Genomic DNA, 17,732 nt, shown 5'->3' with positions numbered 1-17,732 from the left:
GCGCTCACCGTCTTTCCGCAATGCGGTTCAGCTGCAGTTCATAATTTTTGCGGTGCGTGCCCGCGACAGTATCGAGGATCAGCCCGCATGCGAACGACAGCATCGCAAGCATCACGAAGCCGACAGCGAGTATGGCGGAAGGCACTTTGGCGATGAACCCCGTCTGGATGAATTCCACGATGACCGGCGTGCCGGCAGCGAGTCCGAGCACGAGGAAGACAGCCGCCCACACGGAGAAGAACAGCAGTGGCTTGTAATCTTTGAATAAAGTGAAGATCATACGCAGAACTTTCAATCCGTCCGTGACCGTATTCAGTTTTGACTCGCTGCCCTCGGGCCGATCCCGGTAATCGATCGGCACCTCTTTGATGAGGAACCGGTTATCGAGTGCATGGATGGACATCTCGGTCTCGATTTCGAATCCCGGGCTTGTCACCGGCATCGACTTGACGAACAGCCGGTCGAACCCGCGGTAGCCGGTCATGATGTCCGTAATGTTGCTTTTGTACAGCTTATTGATGAGGCCTTTCACAAGGTTGTTGCCGAATCCGTGGAATTTCCGTTTGTTTTCATCGAAATACGTGCCGTTCGACAGGCGGTCGCCGATCACCAGGTTGGCTTCGCCTGTTTCAAGAGGTGCCAGGATCTCGTGCACGAATTCCGCCGGGTATGTATCGTCACCGTCGACCATGATATAGTAGTCTGCTTCGATATCGCGGAACATGGACCGGACGACGTTGCCCTTTCCCTGGCGCGGCTCGAAGCGGACGACTGCCCCATGCGCTCTCGCTACCTCGGATGTACGGTCCGAAGAGTTGTTGTCATAGACATAGATTGTCGCGTCCGGCAATTCACGCCTGAAGTCATCAATGACATTGCCGATCGTCTGCTCTTCGTTGTAACAGGGGACTAAAACTGCAATTTCCATATGTGCTCTCCTTTATTCGTTGTAGCTTAGTGTGCATTTTACCATGAACCGGCCGGTTAATACAGTGCCGCCCGCCGTTCCGGCAGCAGAGAGCGGCGCTTTGAATCCTTTGCTGTCCGCACGGCATCATCGTATACTTGGGGTAGAATGGCTGAAACTGGCTGCAAGCCGGCTGATAAGGAGAGAAACTGCGATGACAGACATCATGACAGCATACGAACAATGGAAGAATGCCGGATTGGAAGAACAGCTGACGTCCGATTTGGAAGCGATTGCAGGGAACGAGAGTGAGATCACCGAACGGTTCTACCGCTGGCTCGAGTTCGGCACAGGGGGCATGCGGGGCATGCTCGGAGCCGGCACGAACCGGATGAACATCCATACGATCCGACGGGTTGCAGAAGGGCTTGCCCGGATGATCGGGCAATACGGACCGGCAGCGAAGCATCGCGGGGCTGCCATCGCGTACGACACACGCCACCAGTCAAAGGGATTCGCGGTGGAAACTGCGCGGGTGCTCGGAGCGCACGGCATCCGCACATTCGTATTCGCCGAGCCGCGGCCGACGCCGCAGCTGTCGTATGCGATCCGCGAACTGGACGCATTCAGCGGCGTAGTCATCACAGCGAGCCACAATCCGAAAGAGTACAACGGCTTCAAAGTGTACGGGGAAGACGGAGGGCAGCTGCCTCCGGAGAAAGCGGATGCGATCGTTGCTTATATGGGAGAAATCGATGATCTGTTTGCGATCCCGGTACTCGATGAGGATGAGCTGAAAGCCGGAGGGCTGATGACAATCCTCGCCGAAGGGATCGATGAAACGTACCAGAAGCAGCTGAAGCGCCTGAAATACGGCGATTTTCCGCGGGACGATGTCAAGATCGTCTATACACCGATCCATGGGACAGGCAGCGTGCCGGTCCAGCAGGCGCTTGAGAACTTCGGCTATACACAGGTCACAGTCGTGCCGGAACAGGAACAGCCGGATCCCGACTTTTCGACAGTGCCATATCCGAATCCTGAAGAAAAGGAGGCATTCCGGCTTGCCATCCAGCTCGGCGCGAAAGAGGACGCGGATCTGCTGCTGGCAACGGATCCTGACGCCGACCGTCTCGGCGCAGCCATCGCCCTGCCGACCGGCGGCTATGATCTTCTGACAGGGAACCAGCTCGGCGCACTGCTGCTGCGCTATCTGCTTGAACAGCGAAAGCAGGCGGGCACGCTGCCGGACAACGGACTGCTGCTGAAGACGATCGTGACATCCGAGATGGGAAAAGAGATTGCAGCACGATATGGAGTGAAGACGGAAGACACGCTGACCGGCTTCAAGTACATTTCCGAGAAGATCGAAGAATATGCGGACTCCGGGGAGTATGAATTCCTGTTCGGCTACGAAGAAAGCTACGGCTATCTGGCGGCCGATTTCGTCCGGGACAAGGATGCCGTCCAGGCCGCAGTCCTCGCTGCGGAAGCGGCAGCCTACTACAAGAGCCTCGGCAGTTCTTTGCATGCGGAACTGCAGGCCCTCTATAAGGAAGTCGGCTATTACCGGGAAGGGCTGCAATCCATCACCGTTCCGGGAAAAGAAGGGACGGAGACGATTGCCAGGCTGATGGATTCGTTCCGTGCCGATCCGCCGGAAGAGATTGCGGGACAGCAGGTGGCAGCTGTCGAGGATTACGAGACAGGTATCATCCGGAACGCCGACGGAGCCGAAACAACGACCGGACTGCCGCGGGCGAATGTCCTGAAATTCCAGCTCGCCGATGGGTCCTGGTGCTGCATCAGGCCGTCCGGCACCGAACCGAAATGCAAGTTCTATATTGGCGTCTGTGCAGAAACGGGCATGGAAGCCGTAAAAAAGCGGGACGCACTCGAGATTGCCATGGCGGCGCTCACAGAGGAACGGCGCAAGTGAATCGGCAACTGCTGTGTTGGATGAAAACCGTATGGACCGGGCGTATGCACACCGGCTCCCTGCGGTTTTTCTTTATGGAAACAGAAGGAGGTATTTTTGTCCGTATATAGCATTCCTAGATGTTATTTTCTGTGAATTAGAAGTTTTTATATGTATGAAAATATGAAACTATATTTCAGGGGAGTTACGAGTCTGGAAATATTGACATGTACCCGTAATGTTTACCTGTATGCATTTAGAGGGTAGTGTCGTATAATAGATTCCTATTCTTCTTTTGAGGGGATAGAATCGAAGTTCCGCTAAGAAAGGAAGATATTTCATTATGAAAAAAACTACTAACTATTCGAAATTCGTTGCAAGCGCAGCGACAGCGACACTCGTTGCGTCCGCAGTCGTGCCGGCAGCATTCGCACAAGATATGAAATTCACGGACGTAGGCGACCGTTACAAAGAGGCTGTCACCTTCCTGTCTGAAAACAACATCACACAAGGGATCAGTGACACACAGTTCGGCACACAGCAGAGCATCAAACGTGTAGACGTGGCGGTTCTCCTCGCAAAAGCGACACTGACAACAGAAGAAATCGAAAGCGCACCGGCATCAGGCTTCTCGGATGTCCCATCACGCGCAGTGAAATATGTGAATGCATTGAAAGCGAAAGGCATCGCGAACGGGAAGACAACGACATCATTTGGCGCAAACTCTCCGATCACACGCGGTGAAGCGGCAATCATGCTGTCGAAAGCATATGGCATCGAAGGCGATGCAGCGAACGTTAGCTTCAGCGACGTAGCACCGCGCTACAAAGATGCGGTCGCAGCACTGGTCGACAACAATATCACGAACGGGAAAACAGCAAACCGCTTCGGCACTGTCGATTCAATCACACGCGGCGAACTGGCCATCTTCCTGTACAAACTCGAAACACGCGACGAAACTCCGGCTCCTGAACTCAAAGTCGAAGGCGTCGAAGCTGTCAGCGCAACACAAGTCCAAGTGAAATTCACAGACGCTGTCAACCCGGCAACCCTCTTTGCTAACGCAAAAACTGGAGAGTTCAAGGATGGCGTGTTCACGATGTCACGTGTGGGCAATGCCAATGAAACAGGCGAACTGACAGGGATGCTCTCGACTGACGGTAAAACACTGACTGTACAGACAAAGAATGCCCTGGAAGGCAAATACACTGTTATTGCTAACGGATTGAAAACAATGGATAACAAAGATATCGAGAAGTATCAGGAAATCGTTACCATTGCTAAAGATGAAAAGGCACCGACGGTCGTATCTGTCGACAAAGTAAACGCCTCCCAATACAATGTTGTCTTCTCTGAACCTATGAAAGATCTCGGAACACTTCGTTATACTAATGAAAACGGCACAGTATACGGTGATGACAATATAGACAACTCTTTCAATTCTGGTGACAGTGAAGTGCTCTTCACGTTGCCTTCTGGCATGGACGCTGGCAAGAAGGTGAACGTGGAATTTGCAAATGCGAAAGATATGGCGGACAACACCATTGCTGCTAATTCGGCAACTGCCACATTCACTAAAGGTGAAAAGGACGGCACACCGCCGACAGTAGGTAACATCGCACAGACAGGCGCTAAAGAATTCACTGTGGAATTCTCGGAGCAGCTAGCAGGCAAGCCTGAAATTAATCTGTCGGGGGGTACTGTGAAGACTGTCGAAAAAGACGCTTCGAACCCATTGAAATATGTAGTAACTACCAATGAAGTGCTCGATGGATCTCTAACTGTCACAGTTAACAACTACACTGATTTAAGTGGAGAAACAGGCGCAGAATCATCACGCCTTATCACATTCACAAAAGACACTGCTGCGCCTGAAGTGACTTCAACTAAGGTCATCAAAGACAAAGACGGCGACAAAGAATTGCTGGAAATCACTTTCGACAAAAAAGTAAATGTCTCAGAGGATTCAAAAGTGAAAATTGCCGGAACATATCTTCGTACAGACGGAGTTACGCAGAATGTAAATAAATCTGCGGTTGTAGCAAAAGTTGAAGATGACGCTGCTAAAGTAGTTGTGGAATTGGGTACTCTATTAAATGATGCCGATTCAGAAGGCGCAAAATATAATGTCAATCTCTCATTCGAAAACCTGGCATCAGCTTATGACGTAGACGCAGCTGCAAAAGATGTAACGTTCACACGAGGTAAAGATGCTGCAGCCGAGAATGCTGAACTGGTGAAAGTCACAAAAATCGAGCAAGACGCAGTTGACAACACAAAAGTGAACGTTACGTTTGATAAGAAAGTAGACGGAAGCACTGCACTAAACACAGCGAACTATTCGATCAATGGAGTAGCTGTGCAAAGCGTAACTCTTAACGAAGTTGTTAAAGGTAAAGGTAAGGCAGTTACACAAACGGCTGTACTGCAATTAGCATCTGGTTCGATTGCAGACACTGGTGACAGATTCGTGAAAATCAGCAATATTAAGGCTGAAGGTTCAACGAAATCAATGGAGCCTATAACTGAGAAAGTAGAATTTAAAGAAAATGTTGCACCTGTGATCGAGTCAACAGTCATGACCGTTAACGGCACAATCGATCTAACATTCTCCGAGGCCGTTACAGGATCGCCAATCAATATGGAGATTTTGGCAGGCGATAAGACTGTCGCTAAGAAAGTCGAAACAACGCTAAATTCTAAAGATAAAACTAAAGCTACTGCGGTAGTGACTGGCGGTTTCTCTGAAGAAGAGTTAGCACAAACAATTACTATCCAGCCTGCAGCTGGCAACAAACTGACTGATGGAGTAGGAAATACACTCACTACAGGTGCTACAGTGAAAAGATCACGATAATGTGTAGCGATGAATATCCTGCTTAAAACACACTGGTAAAACAATAACAAAAAAAGCGGGCCGGCTCTGTCAACTCAGAGCCGGCCCACTTTTTTTCTTCTTACAACTTATACTTCGCATTCTGATGCTCCACCCGTGCATCATCGAGGAACTTCTCCTGTTCCGCCGCATCATTATGCTCCGGCAGAATTTCACCGGTGTCCATCCGCTTGCCGATGTCCTCGGTCAGATTGCCGGCATCGTGGTCGGCCATATCCCAGAAGTCGCCTTTGTCAACGTATAACAGGAACGAGCCATTTTCAACCGCTGCAATGTAGCGGTCGGCTTCGTCTTCGGTCAGGTCCATGCGGTGCAGCGCTTTGCGCGCTGGCTGCTCGTCACTCAAGAATGACGTGAACCGGTCCCACCAAGAGGCTTCGGTTTCCTGGATTTCCGCATCTGTGCGGCCGCGGACAATGGACACATCCTCCTTGTCCTTCGTGACGACATACATATTTTCCTCTGCAATCCCCATGCGGTGAAGTTCATTGATTTTTTCGAGTAATTCCGTCTCACTTTCAAATATACCTGCGAATTCTCTGTTCATCTATCAGTTCCTCCATTCGTCGGTCTCTCATACTGAGTCCTTGCCCTTTCTCGGAAGACTTGAAACAAATTGAAAAAAGATGCCCATCTGGCAATGGATGGACATTCTGGATTCCGTCAGTCTGCCAGCTGATCCCGATGGTATTCGGAAAACTGGGTGACCCGGACATTGGCTGTATTCAGTTCATGGTAGATCCCCCGGCTGTCCCAGAACGAAATGTACCGGTCGCGTTCGCTTGCGAGCAGCGCCACGACATCCTCGGCATTGTCATAATGGACAAACCGGCGGATGTAATGGTCCTCATCGAAGAAATAGGTGATCTTGTACTCCTGCATACGTCAGCATCCTTTCTACAGGGATTCCATGGCGTTTTCAGCATGTGGTCCGGCGTGTTCTGCGCGGTGTGAACAGCCGGATCACGGTCAGGAAGACGATTGCGCCCGACAGATCGAGCGCGACATCCTGCCAGGTGGCGGTCCTGCCGCCTGTCAGTGACTGATGGAATTCATCCGCAGAGGCGGCAGCGAACGACAGCAGCAGCGCCAGGAAGAAACGGAGACGCATCTTCGGCAGCAGCCAATACAGGACGGCAGCCAATGCGCCGAATGTGAAGAAGTGCGCCGCCTTGCGGATCAGGAACTCGAGAAAGTAATAATACCCGCGCTCTTCCACGGAGATGGTTTTCCCCCAATAAGGAATTTCGAGCTTTGCGAGCGGTTCTTCCAAAGGCCGGTCCGGCAGCAGGCGTTCGAGATCCGGAACGATGGTCTGCTGGTCGTAGGTCTGGCTGGAAGAGATGAAGAGACCGGCAATAATACCGATGAGGAGTATGGCGACAAGTTTTTTCATGGTGCGAGTATACCATAATTGCTGATTCTTTGCAGACACTTCCGGGCCGTCCGCCTGAATCTGCCAAGTTAGCAAACAGGCCGGAAAGGGAATAGGAGGAGCAACTACTTCAACCATTGAAACGGGGAAACACGATGAAACGGCTACTCTATTTCGACTGGCTGCGTATTCTGGCGGCAGTTGCAGTTGTTGTCATCCATGTCTCGGCAGGTGTCGTGACGGACCGCTCGCAAAATTATACAAGTCCCTGGATGGCCGGGAACTTCTACGAATCCCTCAGCAGATGGGCCGTGCCGATGTTCGTCATGATCAGCGGGGCACTGATGCTCAGCAGCCGCAGGGAGATCCCGACAGCCGAGTTCCTGAAGAAACGGATGGGCAAGATCGTCATTCCGCTGCTGATCTGGAGTGTGATCTATTATGCCAATGAAGTCCGTAAAGGGGCATACAGCTTTTCCATGTCCGATTTTGTGGAGAGGCTCGCGACGGGGGATATCATGTATCATCTCTGGTTCCTTTACATGATTGCCGGACTCTATCTCATCACACCGCTGCTCAAGGTGCTTGTCCGGAATGCAAAGAGGACGGATATCGAATATTTCCTGATTCTCTGGCTGATCGCTTCCGTCATCATGCACTGGATGACGTACATGGTCGGCTACCGGATTGAAATCGAACTCTTCTTCGTCTCGCATTACGTCGGGTATTACATGCTCGGCTATTATCTATTCACCTATGATCTGCGTCCCGCCGTCCGGAAACTCATCTATGCCGGCGGACTGGCCGGCTGGCTGATCACATTCTTCATGACGTACCGAGGATCGGTTTCGAGTGATGACCCGCTCGAGTACTTCTGGTATGACGAGCACTCACCGAACGTCTTCCTGATCACGATAGCCCTGTTCGTCCTGTTCAAGTACACGGCAGTCGGCAGGACGCCGCTGCCCTGGGTCGGCAAAGTGATCAGTGAAGCGAGCTTCGGCATTTACCTGATCCATGTCCTCGTCATGCAGACGCTCCATGAGAAGTTCGATTTCGTCTGGTTCAATCTTCACCCGGCAATCGGAATCCCGTATAAGACGGTGCTTGTCGTTGCAATCAGCACGATTCTCGTCTATATCATCAAGAAAGTGCCTGTACTCAGGGGGATGATACCGTAAGTGATTGTGCTGTACATGCAGCAGGCACCCTTCAAATCTGAAGTTTTCCTATGTTTATAGTTTCCTTGAGGTGGGTAGAAACTACCTGAGCGCTGGAATAGGATAACGAACCTATCTGCGAGGCAGATAGGTTTTGTTCTGTTTTATTCGAAAGAAAAGACGCGTCCATAAACCATAGAGGAGCACAATGGATGAAATTCATCGACTATCTTAAAACTAGGCACGAATTAAAACCCGGCGTCCGCCCGTTATCCGACGTGTCGGCAGAGCAGTACGACAACCGGCTGCATAACTTGAAACGGCACGGGATCTATTCAGAGGAACGGGAAATCACGGATGGGATGCTGGAACAGATCGACAGGATCTATAAAAACGGGCAAAATCACTATCCCCGGGCTATGGCATACTATATCGAATTTCTGAATTACCTTGACGATCACAAAAACGAACCGTCACCAAATTAGCCGCACGGTTCTCACCGGTATGCCGTCTTCCTGTCTCACATTTCCTTTAAGCCCGCATACACTGTCAGGGAACAGGCGAATTGGAGGAGATAGCATGACAAACCAGAACTGGGCGGAACCGAATCCATACTGGGCGAACCACTGGCAGAACCCGCAATACCGGAGGATTTCGATGGAGCAGGCCATGTCTGCCGCACTGCAGCAGGTGCCTGGGCAGGTCGTGAAAGCGGAATTGGAATATGAACACGGCACATTGATCTACGAAGTGGAAATCCGGACTGCAGATGGCCACAAATTCGAAGTGGAAGTGGACGCCAATACCGGGCGTGTGCTGCGTGTGAAACCTGACTGATATACTAGTCGCCGATGAGCAATAACTGTTCATCGGCGGCTTTTTTAGTTAATTACATTAATCCACGTGAAGTAACTTATTAAAACCCTATTATACAAAAGTTCAAAAACTTCAATTAAGGGGTTGTAATGAGATTGATTGTGTAATAAAATATTAGAAAATATTGAATTTTGGGAGAGTGGTAATTTGACTGCAGATCGATTAGTCATTGCAGAAAGAGGAGGGTATCAGGAGAGCGCACACGACGGCCACATTGCCGTGGTGGATCCGAACGGAAATCTGCTTTATAGCTGCGGCGATCCAGAGCGGGCGACATTTGCCCGTTCTTCTATGAAACCGCTTCAGACGATTCCTCTTATTGAAACCGGAGCTGCTGACTACTATCAGTTAAGTGCGGCAGATATTTCGCTCGCCTGTGCTTCCCACAATGGCGAAGAACAGCACACATCCAGAGTGAAGGATATTCTGGGCAGACTCGATCTTGAGGTAGAGGATCTGAAATGCGGCACCCACCCGCCTAGATGGAAAGACACTTACGAGCAAGTGATCAAGTCTGAGACCCCTATAACACCTGTGTATAACAACTGTTCAGGAAAACATAGCGGTATGCTGACCACCGCCAAATATATGGGAGAGTCTACCGAGGATTATTATGTTCTGGAGCATCCCGTACAGCAGCGGATCCTTGAAGTGATCAGCGATCTTTCAGAGGTGCCGGTCAGTGAGATTGAAATCGGAATTGACGGGTGCGGTGTTCCGGTCCATGGAATTCCTCTCGATCGTCTGGCGTTATGTTTTGCAAAAATGTCGAAACCGGACACCTTTCCTGAAAAGCGGAAGCAGGCGATTGAAACGATTACTTCTTCTATGATGGCAGTGCCTGAAATGGTTGGGGGGACCGACCGATTCTGTACAGATTTCATGAAAGTGATGGGCGGCAGGATGTTCGGTAAAGCTGGTGCTGAAGGCGTCTACTGTATAGGCGATCTTGAAAGCGGTATCGGAATTGCCATCAAAATTGAAGACGGCAATGGACGTGCTGCCTATCCTGCAGCAGTTGAAGTACTGAAGCAATTAGGATTACTGACGGAACAGCAGGAAGAGAAACTGGCATCCTATCATCACCCTGAACTGCGGAATGCGCGTGAAGAAGTCATCGGGCATTTGGAACCCGCTTTCAAATTGAAAAAGGCAACATGCACTTTATCATAAGAAACCAAAAGGGGAGAAGAAGATGAAAAAGACGTATGGCTGGTTGTCCGCATTTGCTCTGATATTGCTGCTTGTGCTTGCTGGATGCAGCGATTCCGGCAAAGAGGGAAGCGCGGAAGGAAGTGGGGGGGACGGCAAGAAGGCTGTCAAAGAAGGGAATGACCTGGTGATCGCAGTTGCGGATAACTTCACGACGCTGGATCCTCACGATACGAATGACACTTTGTCCAACTCAGCAGAGAAGACCATGATGGAAGGGCTTCTTGGCTTCGATGAAAACATGAATGTAATTCCGCTGCTGGCCGAGGAGTATGATGCGAATGATGAAGCTACGGAGTTTACATTCAAATTGCGTGAGAATGTAAAGTTTCATGATGGGACTCCTTTCAACGCCGAAGCTGTCAAAGTCAATTTCGACAGATTGGCGGATCCGGATAGCGGATTGAAGCGTCACAGTCTGTTTGCTTTGATCCAATCCACTGAGGTAATCAGTGATTACGAAGTTAAATTCACACTGTCTGAACCATTTGGTGCCATGATCAATACATTTGCTCACCCGGCTGCACTGATCCACAGTCCGAAGGCTCTTGAAGAGTATGGAAAGGACGTCGGCAAGCATCCAGTAGGGACCGGGCCTTTCAAGTTTGTCGAGTGGAAACCGAGCGAAGGGCTGAAGATCGAAAAGAATACGGATTATTGGAACGAAGGATATCCGAAGGTCGATGCAATTACATTCAAGCCCGTTTCCGAAAACGGTTCACGGATTGCCATGCTGCAGACAGGAGAAGCCGATTTCATCTATCCTGTACCGACAGAGCAGGTGGAAGGGGTAAACGGGAAAAACGGTATCGAAGTTGAAAGCAAGCCGTCCATCGTCGTCCGCTATATGGCGATGAACACAATGAAGGAGCCATACAATGACATAAAAGTCAGACAGGCTCTGAACTACGCTATCGACAAAGATGCTTTCATCAAAGTCGTCATGAACGGACAGGGCGAAAAGCTGGATTCGGTCATCGCGCCTGATGTCCAATTCTACTCGAAGCAGGAGCTGTATGACTTTAACCTTGAGAAAGCGAAAGAGCTTCTGAAGGAAGCGGGCGTTAAAGAAGGTATGAAAGCGAAACTGTGGGGCGGCAATAGCTCCAGCACAGTGAAAGCTATGGAATTCCTTCAGCAGCAGCTGGCAGCTGTCGGCTTCGATGTGGAAGTGGTACCGATGGAATCAGGTACGCTGTCAGACAAGATCTGGTCTGTCCAAAATGCGGATGATGCGGAACTTGAGCTGTACTATGGCGGCTGGTCGCCATCGACAGGTGATGCCGATTGGGGAATCCGTCCGCTTGTCGGTGGAGAAGATGCCTTCCCTCCGAAGTCCTATAATGTTTCGTACTATGATAATGATGAAGTGAATAAGCTCATCAGTGCAGGCCTGCAAACAGCGAACGAAGATGACCGGGCAAAAGCATATGAAGATGTCCAAAAACTTATTTGGGATGATGCTCCGTGGGTGTTCCTGTCAGCGGACAATACGCTTGCCGGCAAGAAAAATTATCTGAAGGGTGTATACCTGCTTCCAGATGGCTCTTTGAGCGTCTCTGAGGCTGAGATCGAGTAAGGATGGATACGGGGGGCGCTGATGCTCAGCGCTCCTTCTTTATCTAAAAGGGAGGTCTGTACATGCTGCGGTTTCTTGGTAAACGATTATTGCAAGTCATCCCGATACTCATTCTGGTTTCGATTTTCATCTTCTTGTTTGTACATATGATACCCGGCGATCCGGCAAGACTCGTGGCGGGGGAAGATGCGACGATCGAAGATGTGGAAATGGTGCGGAAAGAACTCGGACTCGATAAACCGGTCACTGAACAATATTTCACCTATATGAAAAACCTTTTCAAAGGTGATTTCGGAAACTCCCTCAAAACGAACCGATCCGTCAGTTATGAAATTGGTGAACGATTCATGCCCACTTTCTGGCTGACCGTATGGAGTATGTTATGGGCAGTTGCAGTCGGACTGTTCATCGGCGTGGTTTCTGCCACCAAACGCAATAAGTGGCAGGATTATCTTGGTATGTTCGGTGCTGTATCAGGATTGTCACTGCCTTCTTTCTGGCTCGGTCTGATGCTGATCCAGCTGTTCGCAGTTACACTCGGCTGGCTTCCAAGCGGCGGGATGGAGTCGTGGAAGAGTTATATTCTTCCCGCATTCACACTCGGAACAGGAGTGGCTGCGGTGGTCGCGAGGTTTACGCGGTCCTCGCTGATGGACGTATTGAAAGAGGACTATATCCGTACCGGGCGTTCGAAAGGATTGAATGAAAGAAAAATCACATGGGGGCATGGATTACGGAATGCGCTGATTCCCGTGGTGACGATGACAGGACTGCAGTTCGGATTTCTTTTAGGTGGTTCCGTCGTCATCGAATCTGTGTTCAGCTGGCCGGGGCTCGGCAAATTGCTGATCGACTCCGTCGCATATCGTGACTATCCGGTGATCCAGGCTGAAATGCTGATCTTTGCCTTGGAGTTCATCCTGATCAATCTGGTGGTCGATTTGCTGTATGGCGTTTTGAATCCGCAAATCCGCTATGAATAGGAGGGTGCTTTGTGATAGATGTCAAGTTATCGAACAAGGAAGCGTACTATCAGCAGACGCTTGAAAATATCCCATCCAAAACACCTTTTTCTGAGTTTTGGAGGAAGTTCAAGAAGCAGAAATTGGCTTTCCTGTCGTTTTTCTTTGTGATTTTCCTCATTATTATCGCGTTTGTCGGTCCTTTCATCACGCCTTACGATATTACAGAACCGGATTATGAGAATGTACTGTCCGGTCCGTCTGCCCAGCATTGGGCAGGGACCGATGCCTATGGGAGGGACATCTTCAGCCGGGTGCTGGCGGGAACGCAGATTTCCCTGTATGTCGGTCTCACATCGGTGCTTCTTGGTGCAATCGGAGGCACGTTCCTCGGTATCGTGGCAGGATACTATGGAAAGAGGATAGATTCAATTATCATGAGGATTTGTGATGTGCTCCTTGCGTTTCCCGGAATTCTGCTGGCGATAGGAATCATTGCTATTCTCGGCCCGGGCCTAGGCAACGTAATCATAGCGGTCGCTATATTCAGCGTGCCGATGTTCGCACGTATTGTGCGAAGTTCGACACTTGCAGTGAAGTCCACGTTATACATTGAAGCAACAAAATCTATCGGAACAAAACCAAATCGGATTATCTGGAAGCATATCTTTCCCGGAACAGTATCCAGTATCATCGTCTATTTCACGATGCGGATCGGCTCTGCCATCTTGACAGCAGCAAGTCTTAGTTTCCTAGGACTGGGCGCGCAGCCCCCTTCACCTGAATGGGGAGCAATGCTGAGTGGGGGACGCGACTACCTGAATATGGCTCCTCACGTGACGATTTTTCCAGGGCTCGCTATTTTCGTGACCGTTCTCGCATTCAATCTACTTGGTGACGGTCTAAGGGATGCGCTCGATCCGAAGATCAAAGAGTGATCACTCTATGCGTGAGGAGGAAACTGCTAATGAAGGAAAAAGTACTGCAGGTAAAGAATTTGCAGACGCATTTCAAGAGCGATGAGGGAACTGTAAAAGCTGTTGATGGTGTGTCTTTTGAAGTCGGCAAGGGTGAAACGCTTGGAATAGTCGGCGAATCGGGAAGCGGAAAAAGTGTAACCTCCCTGTCTATCATGAGGCTGCTGAAAGACACTCCGGGACAAATTGCCGGAGGGGAAATCCTGTACGAAGGAACAGACCTGACCAAGATTAGTGAACGGGAGATGAGAAAGATCCGCGGGAATGATATTGCGATGATTTTCCAGGAACCGATGACATCTCTTAATCCGGTTTACAAAATCGGCAGGCAGCTGGAAGAGTCCATCATCCTGCACATGAAGGTCTCCAAAAAAGCGGCCAGGGAACGTGCGGTCCAAATGCTGAAAGCCGTCGGGATTTCAAGACCGGAAAAGATTGTCCATGAATTTCCCCACCAGCTGTCAGGAGGGATGCGGCAGCGTGTCATGATTGCCATGGCCATGGCCTGCAATCCGAAAGTGCTGATCGCCGATGAGCCGACGACCGCCTTGGATGTCACAATCCAAGCACAGATTCTGGAACTGATGAAAAGTCTGACCAAGACAACAGATACGGCGATTCTCCTTATCACCCACGACCTTGGGGTTGTTGCGGAAATGTGTGACAGGGTGGTCGTTATGTACGGCGGCAGGGCAGTGGAAGAAAGTGATGTCGTTACGATCTTCACCAATCCGAAGCATCCATACACGCAGGGACTCTTGGAATCCATCCCTAAAATCGGGGAGCGTGTGAACCGGCTGCAGTCCATTCCGGGTAACGTCCCAATCCCATCACACATGCCGATGGGGTGCAAGTTTGCACCAAGATGCCCGTATGCCATGGATATTTGCTGGGAGAAGGAGCCGACCTTGGACAAAGTGACAACTAATCATTCCGTACGCTGCTGGCTGCATGAGGAGGTGCCGACAGATGAACCAGACCTTGTTGGAAGTACAGAACGTTAAAAAATACTTTCCGCTCCCATCGCGGCTGTTCAGCCGGAAAAAAGAGTTCGTCAAAGCAGTGGACGGCGTTTCGTTCACTGTTAACAAAGGCGAGACACTCAGTATCGTAGGGGAAAGCGGATGCGGAAAATCCACAACAGGCCGCATGATCATGAAACTGCTGGATATAACAGAAGGGAAAGTGCTGTTTGAAGGTCAGGATATAACCAATATGACGGACGACCAAATACGTCCCTTGAGGAAAGAATTCCAGATGGTGTTCCAGGACCCATATGCTTCGCTTAACCCAAGGCTCACTATAAAAGAAATTCTGGAAGAACCGCTGATTGTCCATAACTTCCACAAAGAGAACCGAAGCCAGCGGGTGACGGAACTCTTGGAAACTGTTGGGCTCAGCCGTTATCATGCAGACCGGTATCCCCATGAATTCAGCGGCGGGCAGCGGCAGCGGATCGGCATAGCACGAGCACTTGCAGTGAATCCGAAACTGATTATTGCAGACGAACCGGTATCCGCACTGGACGTCTCCATTCAGTCGCAAGTATTGAACTTGATGAAGGATCTGCAGGAAGAGTTCGGACTGACGTATGTATTCATCGCTCACGACTTAAGTGTAGTGGAGCATATTTCCGACCGGGTGGGTGTCATGTATCTGGGGCGTATGGTGGAATTGGCGAGCCGTGATGCACTTTTTGAGAAACCTCTCCATCCGTATACGAAGGCTCTTTTGAGCGCTGTTCCCATCCCGGATCCTACTATAAGACGAGAACGGATCATCTTGAAAGGCGATATACCGAGTCCGGCGAATCCTCCATCAGGCTGCACCTTCCATACACGCTGTCCGTATGCCCAGGATATGTGTAAACTGAAAGTACCGGAATTCCGCGAACTGCATCCGGAACATTATGTGGCCTGCCACTATGCTGAGGAGCTTGAGAAAATATAACATGCAGAAACTTCATATTATCTCCATTCAAAAAGAATACTTAGACATCGTAGCCTATCAGCTGTTTGATATATTTGGCGATAAAATGGAGCTCTTTCCGATTACCCTGCAGCAACTGACAATGGAGACGGCAGCAGCAGGGGATCTGGTTGTTCTTTCCAAAGAAGTACTCAGAGGAATCACATCCCCATTCATCCCTGAATCATGTAAAGTGATCGTGGCGAACCGGGAGGTCAATATTGCCGCAGCCGAGAAATTGACAGAGCTGCCGAATGGCCAGCAGATCTTGATTATCAACGATACGATGGAACATTCAGAGGAAACCGTCGAATCACTGAAGCATATCTTTTATGAACATAGTTATCGAACGTACGACCCTTCTGGCGCAATACCGGCGAATGTGGACTGGATTGTTACGCCGGGCGAATCCGAACTGGTGCCGGCGGTGTTCGAGAATGTCATCGACATCGGCCCAAGAACGCTGGATTACAGGACAGTCAAACAAATTGCTATGGAGCTTGGCAGTCCAATTCCGGAACTGGTGCTGATGAACCGGTACTTTAAATCTCAAGTCACGATAGCCCATAAGGCAATCAAAACGGGCACACAGCGGGAGAGGAAACCATCAGGCGGCATCGAACCTGATTCATGGAATAACTCCAAAATCGTATTCACAGCTGAAGATATAGAAATGATAAAAGAAAAGATCGAACGTATCGGATTTTTGGATGAAAGTCTGATGATCCTGGAAATCTACAAAGATGGCAAGGATGCATTTGAACTGTTAGGCCGGGCAAAAGTGAAGGACCGTCTTGCTGAAAGAGGGATCAGGCTTTCTGATCAGCAGCTGAGAGTCCGCCTTGAAGCGATGCAGGAAGAAAAATTGATAAACGCGCGTATCGGAAGAGGAGGAACAAGGATTTCGGAAAGAGGTGAATCATTCCTCGAATTTTTCAGAGATCCTAAAATAGCAGATTCATGAAAGAGCATGCGGGGAAGCTGTGACGCTCACTTCAGATGATTGGCTGAATTGCTGCCGTCTAATACGGGATCGGTGCTGTGTTTGCCAATTCAATCAGCGGAGGGGCTTTCGGAAAAGGAGGAAATGGACGTGAAGCCTTTGATCGGCATTACTTGCCACAATGACCTGGAATACCGCTATATGCTGAACCATGCGTACGTCCAGTCGATTACAGAAGCAGGCGGGGTTCCTGTATTGCTCGCTATGGGAATGAAGACAGAGCCTGAACTGCTCGCTGAACGGCTGGATGGCTTGCTGCTGTCAGGCGGATTTGACGTAGATCCGCTATGTTATGGTGAAGAACCACATGGAATGCTTGGGGATATATCACCAGGCCGGGACGCGCAAGAGCTGGAGCTTGCCCGAAAGTTCTTGGAAACTGATAAACCGGTCCTCGGTATCTGCCGCGGTCACCAAGTGCTGAATGTTGTACAAGGCGGGACACTGTACCAGGATATCTATTCGCAAAGGGATCGGGTACCGCTTCAGCATGCCCAGAAAGCGACGAGAGAGCACCTATCCCATAAAGTCACGGTCACGCCGGATTCCAGACTTGCCCAGATTTTCGGAGCACAGACGATATTGGTAAATTCGTTCCATCATCAGAGTGTCAAGGAGGTGGGAGAATCACTGGCTGTGACAGGTACCGCAAGTGACGGGATTATCGAGGCAATTGAAAGCAAAATCCATGCATTTGCGGTCGGTGTCCAGTGGCATCCCGAAAATACAGCTTGCGCAGGTGACATCTATTCCAAAAGGTTATTTAAAGCATTCGTATCGGCCTGCTGCAAGTAATTTACAGCGTAGTGAAATTGGGCACTCCGCATTCCTTAACATGAATATGGATGGTTAGTAACAGAATAACCGCCGATGGGCCATTACGGCTCACCGGCGGTTTC

At 50.0% G+C, this 17,732-nt stretch carries 17 protein-coding genes; 13 read left to right on the top strand and 4 right to left on the bottom strand.

Going from position 1 to position 17,732, the window contains the following annotated elements:
* Positions 1-4: 4 nt before the first annotated feature.
* A complete protein-coding gene (locus BN1190_RS12360; protein WP_040287335.1) occupies positions 5-928 on the bottom strand; it encodes a glycosyltransferase family 2 protein in 924 nt (307 codons plus the stop codon).
* A gap of 193 nt (positions 929-1,121) precedes the next feature.
* On the opposite strand from BN1190_RS12360, the gene BN1190_RS12355 reads away from it, so the two are divergent.
* Together BN1190_RS12355 and BN1190_RS12350 are read left to right on the top strand one after the other, a co-directional pair.
* A complete protein-coding gene (locus tag BN1190_RS12355; protein WP_040287334.1) occupies positions 1,122-2,846 on the top strand; it encodes a phospho-sugar mutase in 1,725 nt (574 codons plus the stop codon).
* Positions 2,847-3,168: 322 nt separating this feature from the next.
* Positions 3,169-5,682 (top strand): S-layer homology domain-containing protein, encoded by a 2,514-nt coding sequence (locus tag BN1190_RS12350; RefSeq protein WP_052461850.1) that lies wholly within the window; start codon positions 3,169-3,171, stop codon positions 5,680-5,682.
* 100 nt (positions 5,683-5,782) lie between these two features.
* Here BN1190_RS12350 and BN1190_RS12345 read toward each other — a convergent pair whose 3' ends face one another.
* The 3 genes from BN1190_RS12345 to BN1190_RS12335 form a co-directional block, all read right to left on the bottom strand.
* The gene (locus BN1190_RS12345; RefSeq protein WP_040287333.1) at positions 5,783-6,268 is read right to left on the bottom strand and encodes a general stress protein; all 486 of its coding nucleotides are present in this window, start codon (positions 6,266-6,268) and stop codon (positions 5,783-5,785) included.
* Positions 6,269-6,384: 116 nt separating this feature from the next.
* Positions 6,385-6,603: a hypothetical protein gene (locus BN1190_RS12340; RefSeq protein ID WP_040287332.1), complete on the bottom strand. Its 219-nt coding sequence runs from the start codon at positions 6,601-6,603 to the stop codon at positions 6,385-6,387.
* Between the two features lie 37 nt (positions 6,604-6,640).
* Positions 6,641-7,117, bottom strand: coding sequence for a VanZ family protein (locus tag BN1190_RS12335; protein ID WP_040287331.1), 477 nt, complete (start codon positions 7,115-7,117; stop codon positions 6,641-6,643).
* A gap of 134 nt (positions 7,118-7,251) precedes the next feature.
* On the opposite strand from BN1190_RS12335, the gene BN1190_RS12330 reads away from it, so the two are divergent.
* The 11 genes from BN1190_RS12330 to BN1190_RS12280 all read left to right on the top strand — a co-directional run bounded on the left by BN1190_RS12330 (position 7,252) and on the right by BN1190_RS12280 (position 17,628).
* Complete coding sequence (locus BN1190_RS12330) at positions 7,252-8,277, top strand: acyltransferase (protein ID WP_040287720.1); 1,026 nt, start codon at positions 7,252-7,254, stop codon at positions 8,275-8,277.
* Positions 8,278-8,468: 191 nt separating this feature from the next.
* On the top strand, positions 8,469-8,741 hold the full coding sequence (locus tag BN1190_RS12325) for a hypothetical protein (protein ID WP_040287330.1): 273 nt from the start codon (positions 8,469-8,471) through the stop codon (positions 8,739-8,741).
* 94 nt (positions 8,742-8,835) lie between these two features.
* A complete protein-coding gene (locus BN1190_RS12320; protein WP_040287329.1) occupies positions 8,836-9,093 on the top strand; it encodes a PepSY domain-containing protein in 258 nt (85 codons plus the stop codon).
* Positions 9,094-9,279: 186 nt separating this feature from the next.
* Positions 9,280-10,305, top strand: coding sequence for an asparaginase (locus tag BN1190_RS12315; RefSeq protein WP_040287328.1), 1,026 nt, complete (start codon positions 9,280-9,282; stop codon positions 10,303-10,305).
* 22 nt (positions 10,306-10,327) lie between these two features.
* Entirely contained in the window at positions 10,328-11,923 is a 1,596-nt protein-coding gene (locus tag BN1190_RS12310; RefSeq protein WP_040287327.1) for a glutathione ABC transporter substrate-binding protein, read from the top strand.
* 62 nt (positions 11,924-11,985) lie between these two features.
* Positions 11,986-12,906 carry a glutathione ABC transporter permease GsiC gene (gene gsiC, locus BN1190_RS12305; RefSeq protein ID WP_040287326.1) on the top strand — a complete coding sequence of 307 codons (921 nt, stop codon included), beginning with the start codon at positions 11,986-11,988 and terminating at the stop codon, positions 12,904-12,906.
* 14 nt (positions 12,907-12,920) lie between these two features.
* Positions 12,921-13,823, top strand: a complete 903-nt coding sequence (locus BN1190_RS12300; RefSeq protein ID WP_082023437.1) for an ABC transporter permease subunit — start codon at positions 12,921-12,923, stop codon at positions 13,821-13,823.
* A 29-nt stretch (positions 13,824-13,852) separates the two neighbouring features.
* Entirely contained in the window at positions 13,853-14,866 is a 1,014-nt protein-coding gene (locus BN1190_RS12295) for an ABC transporter ATP-binding protein (protein ID WP_040287325.1), read from the top strand.
* A complete protein-coding gene (locus BN1190_RS12290; protein ID WP_040287324.1) occupies positions 14,832-15,812 on the top strand; it encodes an ABC transporter ATP-binding protein in 981 nt (326 codons plus the stop codon). The genes BN1190_RS12295 and BN1190_RS12290 overlap by 35 nt, the downstream gene beginning before the upstream one ends.
* 1 nt (position 15,813) lies before the next feature.
* The gene (locus tag BN1190_RS12285; protein ID WP_040287323.1) at positions 15,814-16,794 is read left to right on the top strand and encodes a winged-helix domain-containing protein; all 981 of its coding nucleotides are present in this window, start codon (positions 15,814-15,816) and stop codon (positions 16,792-16,794) included.
* Between the two features lie 123 nt (positions 16,795-16,917).
* Entirely contained in the window at positions 16,918-17,628 is a 711-nt protein-coding gene (locus tag BN1190_RS12280) for a gamma-glutamyl-gamma-aminobutyrate hydrolase family protein (protein WP_338066439.1), read from the top strand.
* Positions 17,629-17,732 lie beyond the last annotated feature (104 nt).

This window comes from Sporosarcina koreensis (assembly GCF_000826145.2).
Classification (GTDB): domain Bacteria; phylum Bacillota; class Bacilli; order Bacillales_A; family Planococcaceae; genus Sporosarcina; species Sporosarcina trichiuri.
The sequence above is the reverse complement of the archived record's forward strand: the minus strand, read 5'-3'. Positions and strand labels throughout refer to the sequence as shown.